An 18,064-nucleotide genomic window follows, 5' to 3' on the forward strand; every position below is an offset into this window, starting at 1 on the left:
AAAACAAAAGTAAGACGCTGAAATAAGGAGGATTGTGATATGCAAAAAAGATACCTTGGAAATAACGGAGCTGAAGTCTCTGCCATAGGTTTAGGATGTATGGGTATGAGCGAATTTTATGGCAAGGCTGATCCTAAAGAGTCAAAGAAAACCATTCTTACAGCACTAGAGTCTGGAGTGACTTTTCTTGATACTGCGGATACATATGGAAACGGAGCTAATGAAGAATTGGTTGGTTCGGTACTTAAGGAGTGGAAAGGAGATGCTTTTGTCGCTACCAAGTTCGGAATAGTAAGAGAGCCTGGAAGCTATGAACGGAAAATCAATGGACGGCCTGAATATGTAAGAAAAGCCGCAGAGGCCAGCTTGAGAAGAATGAACAGAGATGTCATAGATTTATACTATCTGCACAGAATTGATTCAAGCATACCTATTGAAGAAACCATAGGGGCCATGTCTTTACTGGTCAAGGAAGGTAAGGTACGTTATATAGGAATTTCGGAAGCTTCTCCTGATACCATAAGGCGGGCCCACGCTATTCACCCTTTAACAGCTGTTCAATCGGAGTACTCGCTTTTTACAAGAAATGTTGAAGCCCAAGTTTTACCTGTTTTAAAGGAATTAGGTATAGGGTTTGTAGCTTATAGTCCATTGAGCAGGGGAATATTAACAGGGCGGCTGGATTCAAATTTGCTGACCCAAGAAGGCGATATGAGAAGATTTTTGCCGCGTATGCAGGGAGAAAACCTTGCACATAATCTGAAGTTTGTAGACAGGCTGGTGGAAATAGCACAGCAAAAAGGGGTTACTACTGCACAGCTGGTATTGGCCTGGATACTTTCTAAGGATGAAAATATTGTTCCTATACCGGGGACCAAAAAAGTACAGTATCTTATAGAAAATTTAGAAGCAGCAGAAATTCAGTTGAGCCCTGAAGAAATAAGTAAAATAGAACAGGCTGTTTCTTCAAAGGAGGTGCTGGGAGAGCGCTATCTTGAATCGGGAATGATAGGAATTGAGAAGTACTAGTACTGTGTGGCAGTGCTGGGGAGTTTAATTCTAAATTTAAGGTAATTATTAGTTTGTGAGGAGATATAGATAAAATGAAAAACATAAGATTAATAGCTTGTGACATTGATGGGGTGCTTTTGGAGGATACCTTCAGTCCAGTACTTAGAAATCTTGCCTTAAAATTCGGGCACGAGTATACAAGAGAATTGGAAAGGAATGTGTTTTCCCGCAAACGAGCTGATGCTGGAAAATATATGATGGAAGTATTTAATATTGACGACGGAAAGTATTTGTACGATTCCTTTTTCGGGGAAAGGGAAAGGTATTTAAAAGAGCATGACAGCGGGCTCATTGAAGGTGTCCCCGAGTTTTTGGAGTTTCTATCCTCCCTTGATGTTCAGCTGGTTTGTTACGGAGGACTGTCGGAAGATCTTATACTGGATGATTTCAAGAAGTATCTAAACTACTTTGACCGTTATGTATGTACAAATGATTTTCGGCCTGGAATAAAAGAGATTACAAAGGATATATATGGACTTGATTACAACCAAGTATTGTTTATAGATGATGTGAATACGTTTGCTGAAGCTGCCAAGGCTGATAATGTCCCATTTATAGGAATTCCGTCAAAATTTCCTTGGGGTTTCCAAAGACAGGATATGATACGTACGGGATTGAAGTACATACTGAACTCTGTAAAAGAAATCGATTTGGACCTTCTACAGAGAATAGACGAAGAAATATCAGATGGGACCTTGTGGAAGAGCCAAGGAGATTTAAAGGGGGAAAAGGGATGAATACCTTTCAAAAGCCTCAAACAGTCTTGATAGATTTTGACGGTGTAATTTCAAAAAACTCTGTATTGCTGCTCTTTAATTGCCTTCATGGGTTTATTAACAGGTATACACCTTTTCCCAGGGAGGCACTTCTTGAGTTTTTCAAAAGCACAGTTTCTTTTCCGGTCAAGTCTTCCATGGAGCTTATATTAACATCCTTGGGTATTGAGGATAAAATTATGGAACTATACAGGGAAGTAAGTCAGATGCAGGATTACGGTGGAACTGGAATTAAAATAGAGGAGAATTTTTATTCTTTTATCGACTTTTGCAAGAAAAATTCAATTTCTTACAGAATATTTTCTTCAGCCAGCAAGAATGTAAAAAGATTCTCGGAGTTGCTTGAGAGAGTAGATAATAGTTGCATATGTAACCTTAAAGGACGCTCAAAAGCAAGATATGCAACTTTTTCAGAGACTTCACAGGAATTGAATATAGATTTAAAAAAGTGTCTGTACATTGATGATTCCCCATCGGCCCTAATGACTGGAAAGCTACACGGGATTACAACAGTTATGATGCTAAATGACATTTTCACCTTAAAGGATTACGGAATATTCAATGAATTTATAGATTACAAGGTAAATTCCTTCAAGGAAGTGGAAGCAATTATTGAAAATATTATGTAACCTGAAATAATTTTGAAAGCGAGGATTAGATATAATGGACAATACCAAATTATTCATTGAGGAAAAAGTGTGGGTTTTATTATTGAAGTTTTCACTGCCTGCAATAATTGGGACCCTAATTAATGCTCTTTATAACATTATTGACAGAATTTTTATAGGCAACAGCACAGGTTCACTAGGTATTGCAGGTATAACAATCGGATTTCCAATTATGATGATAGTGTCTTCATTTGCTGCACTGGTTGGCTCAGGAGCGACAACCCTCGTTGCAATCAATTTGGGGCAGAAAAAAATAGATGAAGCCGAGAAGGTTATAGGCAATGCTTTTATGTTGCTAATAATAATTTCTTTATTAATAACCATACCAGGATTGATTTTTTTGAACCCAGTACTAAAAGCCTTTGGTGCCAGTGACAAAGTACTTCCCTTTGCAAGGGAATACATGATTATTATTATGCTGGGGACTATTTTTCAACTCATAAGTTTAGGCATGAATAACTTTATCAGAGCTACAGGAAAGCCTAAAAAGGCTATGGCTACTTTGCTTATTGGTGCTGTTTTGAACACCATTTTAGCTCCTATCTTTATTTTTGGCTTCAAATGGGGGATGAAAGGGGCCGCACTTGCAACAGTTGTTTCACAGTTGGTATCAGCTGCGTGGGTGCTTTCACATTTCCTTGGCAAAAATAGTACTCTAAAAATATATATAAAGAACTTCAATCTCCAATCAGATAAGGTTAAAAAGATATTTTCAATAGGCTCTGCATCGTTTATTATGCAGGTAGCTGCATCCATATTCAATGTAATTATGAATACAAGTGTCAAAAAATACGGAGGAGATACTGCAATATCAGCAATGGGAGCAGCCAACAGTATTTTCATGCTTATCATTATGCCTCTTTTAGGGATTAACCTTGGCGCTCAACCAATAATAGGATATAATTTTGGAGCCAAAAGCTATAAAAGAGTGAAAGAAACTCTAAAATGTGCTATTATTGCTGCAACCGGTATAACAGTATTAGGATTTTTAGTTACCAGAATATTTCCAGGGCAGCTTATGTCGGCATTTAACGGTAAAGATAAGGAATTCGTCGATTTTGGAAAGTACGCAATGAGTATTTTTATGTTGGGTTTACCAATTTTAGGATTCCAGTTTGTTGGCTCGGGATATTTCCAGTCAATTGGAAAGTACAAACAGGCTATGTTTTTAACTTTGTCAAGACAGATTATTTTTTTAGTACCCCTTCTGTTTATTTTGCCTATTTTTTTCAAAATGAACGGAGTATTATTTGCTGTTCCAGTATCCGATCTGCTGTCATCTATAATAACAGGTTTATTGCTGTTTAAAGAAATAAAAGGCCTCAACAGAATACACAATGAGAGTACTGATGTCAACGGTAGTATATCAGGTGAAGTAAGTGGTTAATTGATACAATTTGTTAGTATTGACATTCTTTGTTATTAATAATACAATTAGAATAGCAAACAAAACATATCGGAATAATAGGAAAAAATATTATGGAGGCGATGTTATGACAAAAATTGCAAAGAATTTAACTGATCTTATAGGGAATACTCCTTTGTTGGAGCTGACGAACTATAATAAGGAAAATGGACTGGAAGCAAAAGTTATTGCTAAACTTGAATCATTCAATCCTGCCAGCAGTGTGAAAGACAGGATAGGTTATGCCATGATTAAGGACGCAGAGGAAAAAGGGCTTTTGAACAAGGATTCTGTTATTATTGAGCCTACAAGCGGCAATACAGGTATTGGATTAGCATTTGTTGCAGCTGCAAAGGGGTATAAATTAATAATAACATTGCCTGATACCTTCAGTATTGAAAGAAGGAATCTTTTAAAAGCATTAGGAGCTGAATTGATTTTAACTCCAGGAGCAGACGGAATGCCTGGAGCTATAAAGAAAGCCGAAGAGCTTGTAGCGCAAACACCTAATTCTTATATGCCCCAACAGTTTAAAAACCCTGCAAACCCAGAAATTCATAGAAAAACAACAGCTGAAGAAATATGGAGAGACACTGACGGACAAGTGGATGTATTCGTGGCAGGAGTAGGTACTGGTGGAACAATCACAGGTGTAGGCGAAGTTTTAAAACAGAGAAATCCCAATGTAAAAATTGTAGCAGTTGAGCCTTTTGGTTCTCCGGTATTGTCAGGTGGAGTTAAAGGGCCAAACAAGATTCAAGGTATAGGGGCAGGTTTTATTCCAGATGTCTTAAATCTAAAGATAGTTGATGAGATATACAAGGTTAAGGATGAAGAAGCTTTTGAGACCTCAAGAAAGCTTGCAAGAACAGAGGGCCTATTAGTTGGTATCTCATCTGGTGCAGCAACATTTGCAGCAACTCAGATAGCAAAAAGACCTGAATTTAAAGGTAAGAATATCGTAGTAATATTGCCTGATACTGGAGAGAGATACTTATCAACGGTATTATTTCAAGACGTATAAAGTTTTTCATATAAATGGCTATCTAAAATACTTGATAATAATACCTCGTCGAAGTAGGCGGGGTATTTTATTGTGCAACGAATACCTTATATTTTTATATTCTATTATCGCATACAAATCATAGTATTCCTATTGACATGGAAGGAAATAGCATTTATAATAGATAAAACCAAACATTAAAATAAAATAAGAAAAAGTTGACTAAAAAAATTAGAGACTAATTTTAATTCTGCTTATGCAGGTATTGAAAATAGTCTTTTTTTATTTTTATGTACTGCACTACTTTAAGTGCAATTAGTATAAAAGTATTAATGGAGGAGTTAGCATGGGTAAAATTAATTTAGCATCTACTACTGTTGTAAGTCGTGAACAGCGCCTTGGTACCATTATTAGCTGGGAAGGCGATGCTCTAAAACTGGTAGAGGAATCAGGATATTCTGTTCCCGGTTGCACCGGTAAAAAAGGCAACGGTTGTAAGCTTTGCGAAATAAATGGACCTTTTACACAAGGCTCTGTTTGCAGTGAACAAATGGTGGAATGCCAGGCTGGAAATGTGCGAGGTGCCGTACTGATTCAACATTCTCCTATTGGTTGTGCAGTGAGCCAAACAATCTATAACTCAATATATCGTAATGGTCTTGCTATGAGGGGACTTCCTGTTGAAAATCTTAAAATAGTTTCTACAAACTTGATAGAAGGTGATATGGTTTTCGGAGGTATTGGAAAGCTTGAACAGACACTGAACGATGTATGGGAAAGATACAAGCCAAATGCTATTTTTATTGGAACAGCCTGTGCTACAGGAATTATCGGTGATGATATTGACAGCGTTGCATCGGAGTATAAAGAGAAGTTTGGAATTCCCGTAATTCCACTACATTGTGAGGGTTTCCGCTCAAAACATTGGAGCACAGGATTTGATGCTACTCAACACGGTATTTTAAGGGATATAGTACGGAAGAATCCCAAGAAGCAAGAAGATTTAGTGAATGTAATCAATCTTTGGGGTTCTGATGTATTTACGCCAATGCTTAAAGAACTTAATTTACGGGTGAACTATGTTGTAGATTTGGCCACTGTTGAGGATTTGGCACAAATGTCTGAGGCTGCTTTGACAGTTGGCTTTTGCAACACCCTTTCCTCGTATTTGGCCCAGGGACTAGAACAGAATTTTGGTGTTCCGGAATTAAAAGCTCCTCAACCTTATGGATTTGCCGGAACTGATGCCTGGCTTAGGGGTATAGCAAAAATCACACATCGTGAGGAGCTTTGTGAGGCCTACATAAAAAAAGAACATGAACGTGTAACACCAAAAATTGAAGAGTTAAAGAAAAAACTGAAGGGTGTAAAAGGATATGTTGCAACAGGTTCTGCATATTCTCATGGACTGATTTCAGTATTGAGAGAGTTGGGGGTTGAAGTAAACGGTTCATTGGTTTTCCACCACGATCCTATCTATGACAGTGAAGATCCTATACAAGACTCTTTGGCTTTTCTTGTTAATAACTATGGGAATGTGGAAAATTTCAGTGTTAGTAATAGACAACCATATCAGCTATATGCCTTACTGAAAAAAGTTAAGCCTGACTTTTTATTAATAAGACATAACGGGTTGGCACCTCTTGCATCACGTCTTGGTATTCCTGCTGCTCCCCTTGGAGACGAACATATTGCAGTAGGTTATGAAGGTATTGTAAACTTGGGGGAAGCAATACTAGCTATTTTAAAAAGAAAGAAATTTCATGAAGATTTGTCACAGCATATTAAGCTACCTTATACAAAATGGTGGCTAAGTCAAGATGATCCATATATCCTTGCTAAAAACCCGGAAATTATATATCAGGACTAATTTGGGAGGTAGAAAATGTCACATATTCAAAATTCTTACGAAAATCAGAAAACAAATTCTATAAGCCGACCACGTTATGGTTGTGCAATCGGTGCTATGTATACTGCAAGTGCAATTCCGGGAGTAGTTCCAATTACTCATTGCGGCCCGGGTTGTGCAGATAAGCAATATGTAAGTCTTGCTTTTTACAACGGGTTTCAGGGAGGCGGCTATGGTGGCGGAGCTGTTCCACCCAGTCTTAATGCTTCAGAAAATGAAGTGGTATTTGGAGGAAATGAAAGGCTTAAAGAGCTGATACAGGCTTCAATAAAAGTAATTGATGCAGATTTGTTTGTAGTACTTACAGGGTGTATACCTGACCTTGTTGGTGATGATGTACCGTCGGTTGTATCAAAATATCAAGAAAAAGGTGTTCCAATTGTTTACGCTGAAACAGGCGGTTTTAAAGGCAATAACTATACAGGTCATGAACTGGTTACAAAGGCAATTATTGACCAATATGTGGGTGAGTACAAAGGTGAAAAGAAAAAGAATGTAGTTAATGTTTGGACGGAAATTCCATATCAAAATCCATTTTGGAGGGGGGATCTGGCTGAAATCAAACGTATTCTTGAAGGAATAGGCCTTGAAGTTAATATTTTATTTGGACATGAATCAAAAGGTGTTAAAGAATGGAAAGAAATACCCAAGGCTCAGTTTAATCTTGTAGTATCAACTTGGCTGGGACTTAGTACAGCAGAGCACCTTGAGAAAAAATACGGTCAGCCGTTTTTACATATACCTGTAATACCAATTGGTGCCAAAGCAACATCTGAGTTCTTACGCAAAGTCTCGGATTTTGCTGGATTAAATCAGGAAAAGACAGAACAATTCATACAAGAGGAAGAGAAACTTTATTATAAATATTTGGAAGATTTCTCAGACTTTTATGCAGAATATTGGTGGGGGGTTCCATCAAAATTTGCTGTTGTGGGTGAAAGCAGCTATAATCTGGCCATTTCAAAATTTCTTGTAAATCAGCTTGGGTTGATTCCGGTTAAGCAAATTATAACTGAGAATCCTCCTGAAGAGCATAAGGATAATATTAGAAAAGAATTTGAAAACATTGCAGATGATGTCAGTGTATCACCTCTTTTTTTGGAGGATGGTTATTTGATTGAGCAAGCACTTATTAATTCGGAAGAAAAGCCCGCTATTATTTTAGGAACAACCTGGGATAGAGATGCTGCTAAGCAGCTTGGAGGGAATATTGTTGAAATTGGATTCCCGTCATCTTATGAGGTGATTTTGTCAAGAGCAAACGTCGGATATAGAGGTGCACTGTCCTTGATTGAAAAAATATTTACTATTGCCATCAGTGCAAGTGCTTAATATTTTGATAAAAAGGCTTATGATAAATTAAAAAATTATTGCCAGATTTAATAAAAATAATGCATAAAACTATAATAATCTGGCAATAATTTGAAAATACATAGCCATTAGTAATTAAAGCAATCTGGCTATTTTATTCAATTTGTTTATTGTATTTGGTGGTATCTTATTCAATGATTTTGTTCCTGGTAAAGCAACTACTCCGCCTATTTTTATACCGCCAGCTTTGAAAATTTCCTCTACTGATCTAACTAATCCACTGCTTTGCTTGAAAACAACATTCCATGGAAATGCGGTTGAACAAGTTGTTATAATAAATCCTTTTTTACCTTTCAGCCTACCGATAGGGTAGCCTCGTTTAGATTCTTCCATAAACAGGAAGACATTTCTGTCAAATAGTATTTTTAGATTTCCTGGCATATTTGCCCAATAAGTTGGTGATGCCACAATTATGTTATCTGCTTCTTTAATTTTTTCTCCTACAATATGTGCATCATCAGTTGGTAAAACACACTTGTCAAGACTTCTACATTTCATACAACCTACACATGGTTTCAAGGTGAGCTCATTTATATTAACAATTTCGTAAGAAGATTTATCAGTTATATTATTTGCTATAATTGAGACCATATTAGAGATATTACCTTTAGTCCGAGGACTTGCATTTAAAATAATCGTTTTCATGTTACCCTCCTATTTAACTTATACTTTTGACACATACTAATTATTACCAATACTGTAACTGATTAACTTTTTCGCAAACTACTATTTGAATTCTTAAGAAAATTCTTAGCTAATCCCAAATACCATATTGGTCCTAGAATAGAACCTCCTATACCAGCAAAAATAGGCATTACAGACATTTCAAAGTCGGATATTCTAAGAACGGTTTCTGTAATTGAAAAAATCATTGTAAATATAAGAAAAGTGCCTGACAAGATGCCAATTATATTAATTCCTCGAGATAAAAGGCCTTTTCTTAGTGCAACTACCGAAACACCAATAACGTAGAATCCAAAGAAACCAAAACGCCATATGAAATTTTCGTCAGTATATTTCAGAACTTCATTCATGTTAATCATTGCTTTGAGATTTTCCAATTGGTTCTCATTATAAAACTTTAAACAATTATTTATAAAAGAAATATCCCTAACCCAATCAATTGTATGAAGAATTGCGCTGATTAGTCCTATAGCAGTCAGAACCTTTACAAAAAGATAGTCTGAATCTTGGGATTTGGATATGTAATTACCATATGCTATAAAAATCATTATATTCATTAAACCAGTTAATGAAAAGAGTATTCTCCATAAATATCCCAAAGAAGGATTTTTAAAAAGTTCAAGATAGTATTCTACTCCTGATTTTTGCTCTGATGGATCAAAACCTATGCAAATTCCTATAACAATATAGAATACAGCGGCTATAATAGCTAATATTCCTGATACTCGGAAAAAGGTTTTTTGGTTAGTTGGAATCATAAATAATTCTCCTATTCTAACTTTTTATTGTCAATATAGAAAAATAATACAAATACATGATAGCATTTAAATGGTTTCATGTAAATATTTATATTATTTTAATGTTTTATGGTATAAAAGCTAATGAAAGGTACAAAAAATGTAGGAATATACAAAAATATATAAAAATTGCAACATTGTTAAATAAAATTAATACATATATTGACAATATTTGCAGTTATAATTACAATTGTAAATAATTATAGCAGTTACAATTACCGTTGTAAATAATCTTGTTTGCAATTATTTACAACTGCGAAAAGGGGTATTGTTATGCCGAGTGATTATGATGTAATTATAATAGGGGCTGGGCTTGGTGGCTTGGTATGTGGGGCAAAATTATGTAAAGAAGGCAAAAAGGTCCTTATTTTAGAGCAACATGGATTACCAGGAGGGTATGCGACAACATTCAAGCGAAAAGACTTTACTTTTGAAGCGAGTTTACATGAAATGGATGGGCTCAATGATTCAGACACAAAAAAAGAAATTTTTGAGGATTTGGGCATTTATGAAAATGTTGAACTTATTAAAGTAAAAGAGTTATACAGGTTCTATAATAAAAGAGTTGATTTTGTTTTACCAGACAACAGAGAAGAAGCTATTAAAGTTTTATCGGATAAATTTCCGGATGAGCGAAATAGAATAACTAAATTCTTCAAAGTTCTTCAAAAAACTGCTGAAGAAATAAATGTATATTCAAGTATTCAGGCTCAGGGTGGAAGAATTAATTATCTTTTGTTTCCCATTAAGTTTCCATATCTTATGAAATATGGGAATAAAACTTTAGGAAAAGTCCTTGATTCCATAATCAAAAATGAAGATTTGAAATTAATCTTATTGGGCAATATTCATTATTTCGCAGAAGATCCATATAGTATGGCTTTTAGCTATTATAGTATAGGTCAGGATCAATATTTTTGCGGTGCACATTACTTTAAAAACGGGAGTCAGTCTCTAGCGGACTATTTAGCTAAATTTATATCAAATCATGGTGGAGAAATCCTATATAATCATCTGGCTAAAAAAATTATTGTTGAAAATAAAAAGGCAGTTGGAGTTCAGGCTGTTAATCTAAGCCTAAATAATAAAAATCAAACCTTCAAAGGAAAGTACATTGTTGCAAATGCAGCATTGCCAAATGTTATTAATAACATGCTTGATGTTGATGGAATAGAAACTTTCAGAAATAAGATTTCAAAGTTAAAACCTTCAATGTCTGCATTTTGTATTTATTTTGGATTTAACAAGGACTTGGCTGAATTAGGCTGCAATAATTATACTACCATAATTTTAGATGAAAAGATTAAAAACCAAAAGCAAATATTAGTACCTTCTGATGATTATAATTCAAAAATGATAATTTTTGTAAACTATAGTCATTTAAATACTAATTTAGCTCCAGAAGGAAAATCAGTTGGTTCAATGTTTGTTCCAGACTTTATTGACAACTGGCAGAATTTAAGCAATGAAGAGTATAAGCTTAAAAAGGAAGAATTAGTCCATTTATACCTTGATAAATTGGATAAAATGTACCCAGGAATCAAAGAAAGTGTTGAATACTATGAAGCAAGTACTCCCAAAACATTTGAAAGATATACTTTAAATCCTGGTGGTAGTATTTACGGTTATGCCCAACTGCCTTCCCAAGCGGGTGATAATCGATTAAATGCAAAACTAAGTATTCCTGTCGATAATCTTTATTTTTCTTCTGCTTGGGTATTACCTGGTGGTGGCTTTACAGGAACAATGATTAGCGGTTGGATATGTGCGTATGAGATTTTGGGTAATTAAAAAGTTAAAAATTCCAATATATTACATAGCGGTGCGGAATGTTATGCATAAAAATATACCTCAATTCATTATTCCGTTTGCTTGAGTACATGAAAAATAAATACTTAGGGGGTAATAAGAATAGTATGTCAAAGAATAGTCTAGAAAACGAAAAGATTGCTATTATTGGAATGGGCTGTAGATTGCCTGGGGGAATCAATAACCCTGATGATTTCTGGAATTTTATGATGGAGGGCAAAACAGCAATAGTAGATGTACCGAAAGACAGATGGGATGTTAAAAAGTTCTATAGTGAAAACAAAGAAATGCCAGGAAAAATGTACGTAAAAAAAGGTGGATTTCTTGATGCCAAAATAGATCATTTTGATCCGCTATTTTTTGGTATTTCTCCTAGAGAGGCAGTAAGTATGGATCCTCAACAAAGGGTATTGCTGGAGGTTGTCTGGGAAGCATTTGAAGATGCAGGAATTGATGCAACCAGTATGATAGGTTCAAATACTGGCGTATTTGTCGGAGGATTTACTCTTGATGGTATGCTTAATCAGATGAGTGCACTGAACCGAGAAATGGCGGGCCCTTTTACTGCTGCTAGTTCAACTATGACTATGATTTCAAACAGAATATCTCATTTATACGATTTTCGTGGACCTAGTGTTTCTATGGATACAGCCTGCTCATCGTCACTTGTGGCATTTCATTTTGGTTGTCGCTCTCTCCAAAATAAAGATTGTGATGTAGCAGTAGTAGGTGGAGTAAATATTATGCTTCGTCCTGAATACCCAATTGCAATGTGTAAAGCTGGGTTACTATCTCCTGACGGTTATTCAAAGAGTTTTGACGAACGTGCTAACGGATATGGACGTGGCGAAGGAGCCGGAATATTAATATTAAAGCCACTTTCAAAGGCTTTGGCTGATGGAAACTACATTTATGCTACAGTTAAGGAAACTGGTGTTAACCAGGATGGTCATACTACAACAGGAATATCTGTTCCAAATCCTGATGCTCAAGTTGAATTAATGAAAAAAGTATTAGAAAATGCAAAGCTTTCTCCAAAGCATATATCATATGTAGAAGCTCACGGAACAGGTACTGCTAAGGGAGACCCTATAGAAGTTAAATCCATAGGTACTGTTTATGGACAAGGCCGTTCAGATGATGAGAGATGTATTGTAGGTTCTGTAAAGGCAAATGTTGGACATACTGAAGGAGCTTCTGGAATTACGGCATTAATCAAGTTGGCACTTTGTATTAAAAATCGAAAGATTCCCCCTCAAGCTAATTTGATAAACATTAATCCTGAGCTACACTTAGATGAACTTGGGTTAAAACTTCCTCTTGAGGCGTGTGATTTGCCAGGGAAAAAAGGTGAGACATACGTTGCTGTAAATTCATTTGGATATGGGGGTACAAATGCCCACGCGATTCTTCAGGATTATGCTACTTGTAATGAGAATAATATATCGAAAACAGCCGATGAAGAGGAATTTTCAAACCCATATATGCTTTTCTTATCAGGTCGTGCTGAAGGTGCGTTAAAAGAAACTGCCCAAAGGTATGCGGAGTTTTTGAAGGCCAATAAGTCGAATTCTTTGAGAGACATCTGCTTCAGTTCATTACATCACAGAGCTCAACATAAATATAGAATAGCTTTAATAGGAGATAGTTGTGAAGAGCTGATTAGTCAATTAGAATCATTTAAAAATGGTGAAAAGGATGCTCAAATTATTAAGGGGAACTTTTCAGAAAAGAAAGAGCCTGTTTTCATTTTCACTGGAATGGGACCTCAATGGTGGGCGATGGGTCGAGAATTACTACAAAAAGAGCCTGTCTTTTTAAAAACAGCAAAAGAGATAGATGAAATTTTCAAAAAGTATGCAGGATGGTCAATACTTGAGGAAATGATGGCAGACGAAGAGAATTCGAAGATGAGTGATACGATGGTTGCCCAGCCGGCAAACTTTTTAATTCAGGCATGCCTGCTTCATTTATATGAATCATGGGGAATAAAGCCAGCAGCTGTTGTGGGACATAGTGTAGGAGAAGTATCATCTTCATATGCCGCAGGCGTGCTGACCATGGAGGAAGCTGTATTTGTAAGTTATCATAGGAGTAGAATTCAGAAAAAAGCTGCCGGAAAAGGTGGAATGCTTGCAGTAGGAATGAATGAAGTAGAAGCAAATGCTATGATTGAAATGCTGGAAGAACCTGTTTCTATAGCAGCAATTAATAGTGATACATCAATTACTCTCTCTGGTGATATGGAAGGTCTGAAAAAGATTTCTGAAAAGCTTGAAGTAAAAGGTATCTTTAATAGGATGTTAAAGGTTGAAGTTCCATATCATAGTTCTTTTATGGAAGAATTTAAAGATGAAGTATTGGATGTTTTTTCAAAACTAAAACCTAAGACTCCTACTATACCTCTTTATTCAACTGTTACTGGTCTACAAGTTAATGATATTTCCTATGACGCAGAATATTGGTTTGATAACATGAGAGGAAGTGTATTGTTTGCGAAAGCTATGAAAACAATGCTAAACGATGGATATTCTCTATTCCTTGAAGTTGGTCCTCATCCAGTATTATCAACATCAATTAGGGAAATTGTAACATCATTAGGGATAAAGGCAACTAATTTGATGTCTTTAAGACGTAGCCAACCAGAATATGCTACTTTCTTGAGTTCAATATGTAATCTTTATGTGGCGGGATGTGACATTAATGCTACTAAGTATTTTGGCAATAGTGCCCAATATGTGAAACTGCCGCTTTATCCTTGGCAAAGAGAAAGTTATTGGATAGAATCAGAAGATTCTTTGGATGATCGTCTTGGAAATATAGAACACCCGCTTTTGGGAAGGAAGATAGCAGCACCACAGGATACATGGGAAAGTAGCATAACGGAGCAGTATTTGCCATTCCTACCTGACCATGTGGTAGAAGATCTAATTGTTCTTCCAGCTGCTTCATATGTTGAGACTAGTCTAGCTGTAAGCAGTTACATATTAAAAGATGAAAGAAAAGGACATGTACTTGAAGATATTAATTTTAAGAAGGCATTGGTAATAAACAAAAATTTTGAGCCTAAAATTCAAGTTTCGTATAATAAAAACAATAATGAAATAAAGATTTTCAGTAGGTCTGAGAATGATAAATTTACATGGACATGCCATGCAACAGCAAAAGTTTCTGACTCAAAAATATTGGAAGTAAGTCATTCTGATTTAGAAGCTTTAAAAATGAGATGTCCAGAAGAAGTTGACCCTGAAACACTATATAAAGAATTGAGTATGAGGGGATTGCAATACGGAAATATGTTTCAGGTAATTAAGAAACTTTACCGTGCAGACAATGAGGTTTTATCATATATTTATGGAGATGAATCTGTTTATGATAAGTCCATTGAGTATGCATTTCATCCTACATTGCTTGATGGGTGTTTCCAGTCGCTAATAGCTGCACTTCCAGTTGGGGAAAATAATACTACATATCTTCCAGTACATATAGACCAACTGATTGTTTATAAAACTCCTGAAAAAGGATTTTATAGCTATGGCAGACTTACTAGTACAACATCTGATTTCATCGAAGGAGATATCCTTATTATTGATGAAAATGGTGATGCTATCGCTCAAGTAAAAGGACTAGTTTGTCAGTCTATAAATGAGCGTAAAGATTCACTAAACGAAAAACTTTCACAAAAATTATATAACTATGTATGGGAGAAAACAGATATTTCTGCAGCAGAGGAAAAACCATGTAAATGGCTTGTTTTCCACAACAGTGATGTATTCTCAGAAAACATAGTTAGTAGACTTCAGAATAACAATCAAAATACTGTAATTTCTGTTGTTGCATCAGATTTCTTCACTAAAGAAAATGATACCTTCTACAGACTTGAGAAGGGTAAATACGACGATTTTGAAAAATTATTTAATGAAGTAGATATCAAATCCCTAGACGGTATTATTTATTTATGGAATTATGATGAGTCTGAGGCAGGTGAACTTTCTGGAATTCAAGAAGTCAAAACTTGTTTCCATATGATAAGAGCATTTTTCAAAACTAATATGTTTAATTTGAGAATCTATGTTGTTACAAAGGGTTTACAAGTTGTTACTCCAACAGATATTCCAAATATGAATCAAGCTGCACTTGTTGGTTTATCCAGAGTTTCATTTAATGAGTATCCTGACTGTATGACAACATTACTAGATGTTGACCCCGATGATTTGGACACATCCATTTCCCTCGTATACAACGAAATAATGCTTGGCTCCAACGAGGATGATGTTGCATTTAGAAAAGGAGATAGGTATGTACATGTTTTGAATAGAGAAGATATTAATAATTTGACCAATAGCAATAAAAATATAGAGAAACTTGAGCCAGGTCAAGCAGAGGCTTTCTATATGACTTTATCGACTGATGAAGACAATGAGCAAGAGAAAATCAAGCTTATTAGCAAAAAACTGAGTTCTCCATGCTTTGGTGAAGTTGAAATAGAGTTAAAAGCTTTATCATTAAACAGTAATACTATTTCACATGTTCTAAGAAGTGATAAACCTTCATTGATGGAAATTTCTGGAACAGTTACTAATATAGGAGAAAATGTCTCTGATTATAAAGTAGGCGACAAGGTAATGGGATTTGTGAATAGTACTATTGAATCCCATATAACGACGTCTGTTGATTCATCTTCACTAATTGTAATGGATGATAGTATGGATTTCTATGAGGCGGCTTCTTCGAAAATTCCTCTTATTACGGCACATTATATACTTAATTATTTACTAAGGATATTGGACGCAGAGAAGATATTTTTAACCAAGGCTCCAGATGAATTCTTAAAATCCATAGTGCAGTTTGCAAAGATTAGAAATTGTGAAGTTTACTGTATAGCTGGTAACGAAGAGGAATTTGAATATTTCAAAGAGCAGGGATATGAAAATATTGTTATTGCCTACTCAACAGATTTCCTTAGTGATATATCAAGTATAACAAAGGATAATGTTTCTAGTGCCTTTATTGATTTTACAGGAAGTAATAAGTTCAAGAATAATTCTAGACTTCATTCTTTGCTAGAACGATTTGTTATTGTTAAATTGCCAAATTCTCAGAATAATGGTGATTTATTTGAAGTAAGTTGCAACAAGAACTTTACAATTTCAATTGTAGATATAGCAAAACTATTTGCAGTGGATAGAAATCTTGTAAAAAGACTTTTTGCTGAGGTAGTAGATAAGTTGCAAAAGAGAGAGATTTGTCTGCCGCAACAGAGTAAGAGCAGTTTAGCATCAATAATGGAAATGGACATTAAAGATGTTGATATGCAATTATCTGGTAATAATGTATTGTGCTTTGATGACAAGAACGAGGTAAGCATATATAGCAAAAAGGAAAGCAATCAATTATTCCAATGCAATGCGACGTACCTTATAACAGGTGGTTTCGGAGGCTTTGGTAAAGAAATAGCTTTGTGGATGGCAAAAAGCGGAGTGAAGAATTTAGTAATAACTAGTAGACGAGGAGACTCTACTCCTGAGGCGAAAGCAATTGTTAAAGAAATTCAAAACCTGGGTTGTAATGTAAAATCCTATGCACTTGACATAACTGATTATGATGCAGTTAGCAAAATGATATGTGATATAAAAGATAATCTTCCGGATTTAAAAGGTGTAATTCATTCTGCTGCTGTACTTAATGACGGATTGATTGTTGATTTAAGTGATGAAGAATTTACAAAGGTTTTGAATCCAAAAATCCTTGGAGCACTAAATCTTCATAAGGCTACCTTAAGTGAAAATCTGGAGTTCTTTATCATGTTCTCATCTGTTTCACTATTAGTTGGAAACGCGAGACAGTCAAATTATGTTGCTGCAAATGCATTCCTAGATTACTTTGCACAATACAGGGCATCACAAGGCTTACCAGCAACAAGTATTAGTTGGGGAGCACTTGGCTCAAATGGTATGGCAGAAGATGAAAAAGTAAAAAATAATTTGCTCAATATGGGTATGAACATGATTTCCATAAGTGAATCACTTTATTCCCTTGAAAAAGTCATTAAGAGTAAACCAGTTCTGATTGGTATAGCAGATGTAGATTGGGGTAAATGGAGAGATTATGATCCTCAGGTAGCAGCTTCACCAAGGTTTGCTAACTTGGTGATTTCAAAGGATCAAGCAGAGTCCAGTGAAGTGAATACAATTATACAATTACTGAGCTCAGTTGGTAAGAATGAAAGAATTGATATGCTAAATATCATATTGAGTGAAATAATCGGAGAGTGTCTGCATATTTCTACAGATAGAATTGATATTAATGAATCAATAACTAATATAGGTATAGATTCTCTGCTATCTTACGAATTAAAAGTGGCTATTTATTCAAAATTGGGAGTTGAGATTTCTACGTTGGAATTACTTAAAGGAATAAGTATAGTCCAGCTTTCATCATCTATAATTCAAAGACTCGGGTTAACAGATGATAAAGTAGATACTGAAACTAATAATGACGAAGTGCAAAATATTGATAACATGAGTGAAGAAGAGCTTGATAAACTTCTTACACTTATATAATGAACTAA

General features: G+C 35.3%; 11 protein-coding genes. 9 read left to right on the plus strand and 2 right to left on the minus strand.

Translation table 11 applies throughout. From position 1 onward, the window contains the following. Window positions 1-39 precede the first annotated feature (39 nt). The 7 genes from K412_RS0118130 (at window position 40) to K412_RS0118160 (ending at window position 8,164) form a co-directional block, all read left to right on the plus strand. A complete protein-coding gene (locus tag K412_RS0118130; RefSeq protein ID WP_024834398.1) occupies window positions 40-1,029 on the plus strand; it encodes an aldo/keto reductase in 990 nt (329 codons plus the stop codon). Window positions 1,030-1,103: 74 nt separating this feature from the next. Next, complete coding sequence (locus tag K412_RS0118135) at window positions 1,104-1,808, plus strand: HAD family hydrolase (RefSeq protein ID WP_024834399.1); 705 nt, start codon at window positions 1,104-1,106, stop codon at window positions 1,806-1,808. Beyond that, window positions 1,805-2,476, plus strand: coding sequence for an HAD hydrolase-like protein (locus tag K412_RS0118140; protein ID WP_024834400.1), 672 nt, complete (start codon window positions 1,805-1,807; stop codon window positions 2,474-2,476). The genes K412_RS0118135 and K412_RS0118140 overlap by 4 nt, the downstream gene beginning before the upstream one ends. Window positions 2,477-2,510: 34 nt before the next feature. Then, complete coding sequence (locus K412_RS0118145; RefSeq protein WP_024834401.1) at window positions 2,511-3,902, plus strand: MATE family efflux transporter; 1,392 nt, start codon at window positions 2,511-2,513, stop codon at window positions 3,900-3,902. Between the two features lie 106 nt (window positions 3,903-4,008). Further along, window positions 4,009-4,944, plus strand: a complete 936-nt coding sequence (cysK, locus tag K412_RS0118150; protein WP_024834402.1) for a cysteine synthase A — start codon at window positions 4,009-4,011, stop codon at window positions 4,942-4,944. Window positions 4,945-5,269: 325 nt separating this feature from the next. Continuing rightward, entirely contained in the window at window positions 5,270-6,793 is a 1,524-nt protein-coding gene (locus tag K412_RS0118155; protein ID WP_024834403.1) for a nitrogenase component 1, read from the plus strand. Window positions 6,794-6,808: 15 nt separating this feature from the next. After that, window positions 6,809-8,164 (plus strand): nitrogenase component 1, encoded by a 1,356-nt coding sequence (locus tag K412_RS0118160; protein ID WP_024834404.1) that lies wholly within the window; start codon window positions 6,809-6,811, stop codon window positions 8,162-8,164. A 114-nt stretch (window positions 8,165-8,278) separates the two neighbouring features. Here K412_RS0118160 and K412_RS0118165 read toward each other — a convergent pair whose 3' ends face one another. Both K412_RS0118165 and K412_RS0118170 read right to left on the minus strand, forming a co-directional pair. Beyond that, window positions 8,279-8,848, minus strand: coding sequence for a flavodoxin family protein (locus K412_RS0118165; protein WP_024834405.1), 570 nt, complete (start codon window positions 8,846-8,848; stop codon window positions 8,279-8,281). 62 nt (window positions 8,849-8,910) lie between these two features. Next, window positions 8,911-9,645 (minus strand): DUF4386 family protein, encoded by a 735-nt coding sequence (locus K412_RS0118170; protein WP_024834406.1) that lies wholly within the window; start codon window positions 9,643-9,645, stop codon window positions 8,911-8,913. Between the two features lie 276 nt (window positions 9,646-9,921). On the opposite strand from K412_RS0118170, the gene K412_RS0118175 reads away from it, so the two are divergent. Continuing rightward, window positions 9,922-11,475, plus strand: a complete 1,554-nt coding sequence (locus tag K412_RS0118175; protein WP_157833852.1) for a phytoene desaturase family protein — start codon at window positions 9,922-9,924, stop codon at window positions 11,473-11,475. 125 nt (window positions 11,476-11,600) lie between these two features. Beyond that, on the plus strand, window positions 11,601-18,056 hold the full coding sequence (locus K412_RS0118180; protein WP_024834408.1) for a type I polyketide synthase: 6,456 nt from the start codon (window positions 11,601-11,603) through the stop codon (window positions 18,054-18,056). Window positions 18,057-18,064 lie beyond the last annotated feature (8 nt).

The sequence above is a fragment of the Ruminiclostridium josui JCM 17888 genome (genome assembly GCF_000526495.1).
GTDB lineage: Bacteria > Bacillota > Clostridia > Acetivibrionales > DSM-1351 > Ruminiclostridium > Ruminiclostridium josui.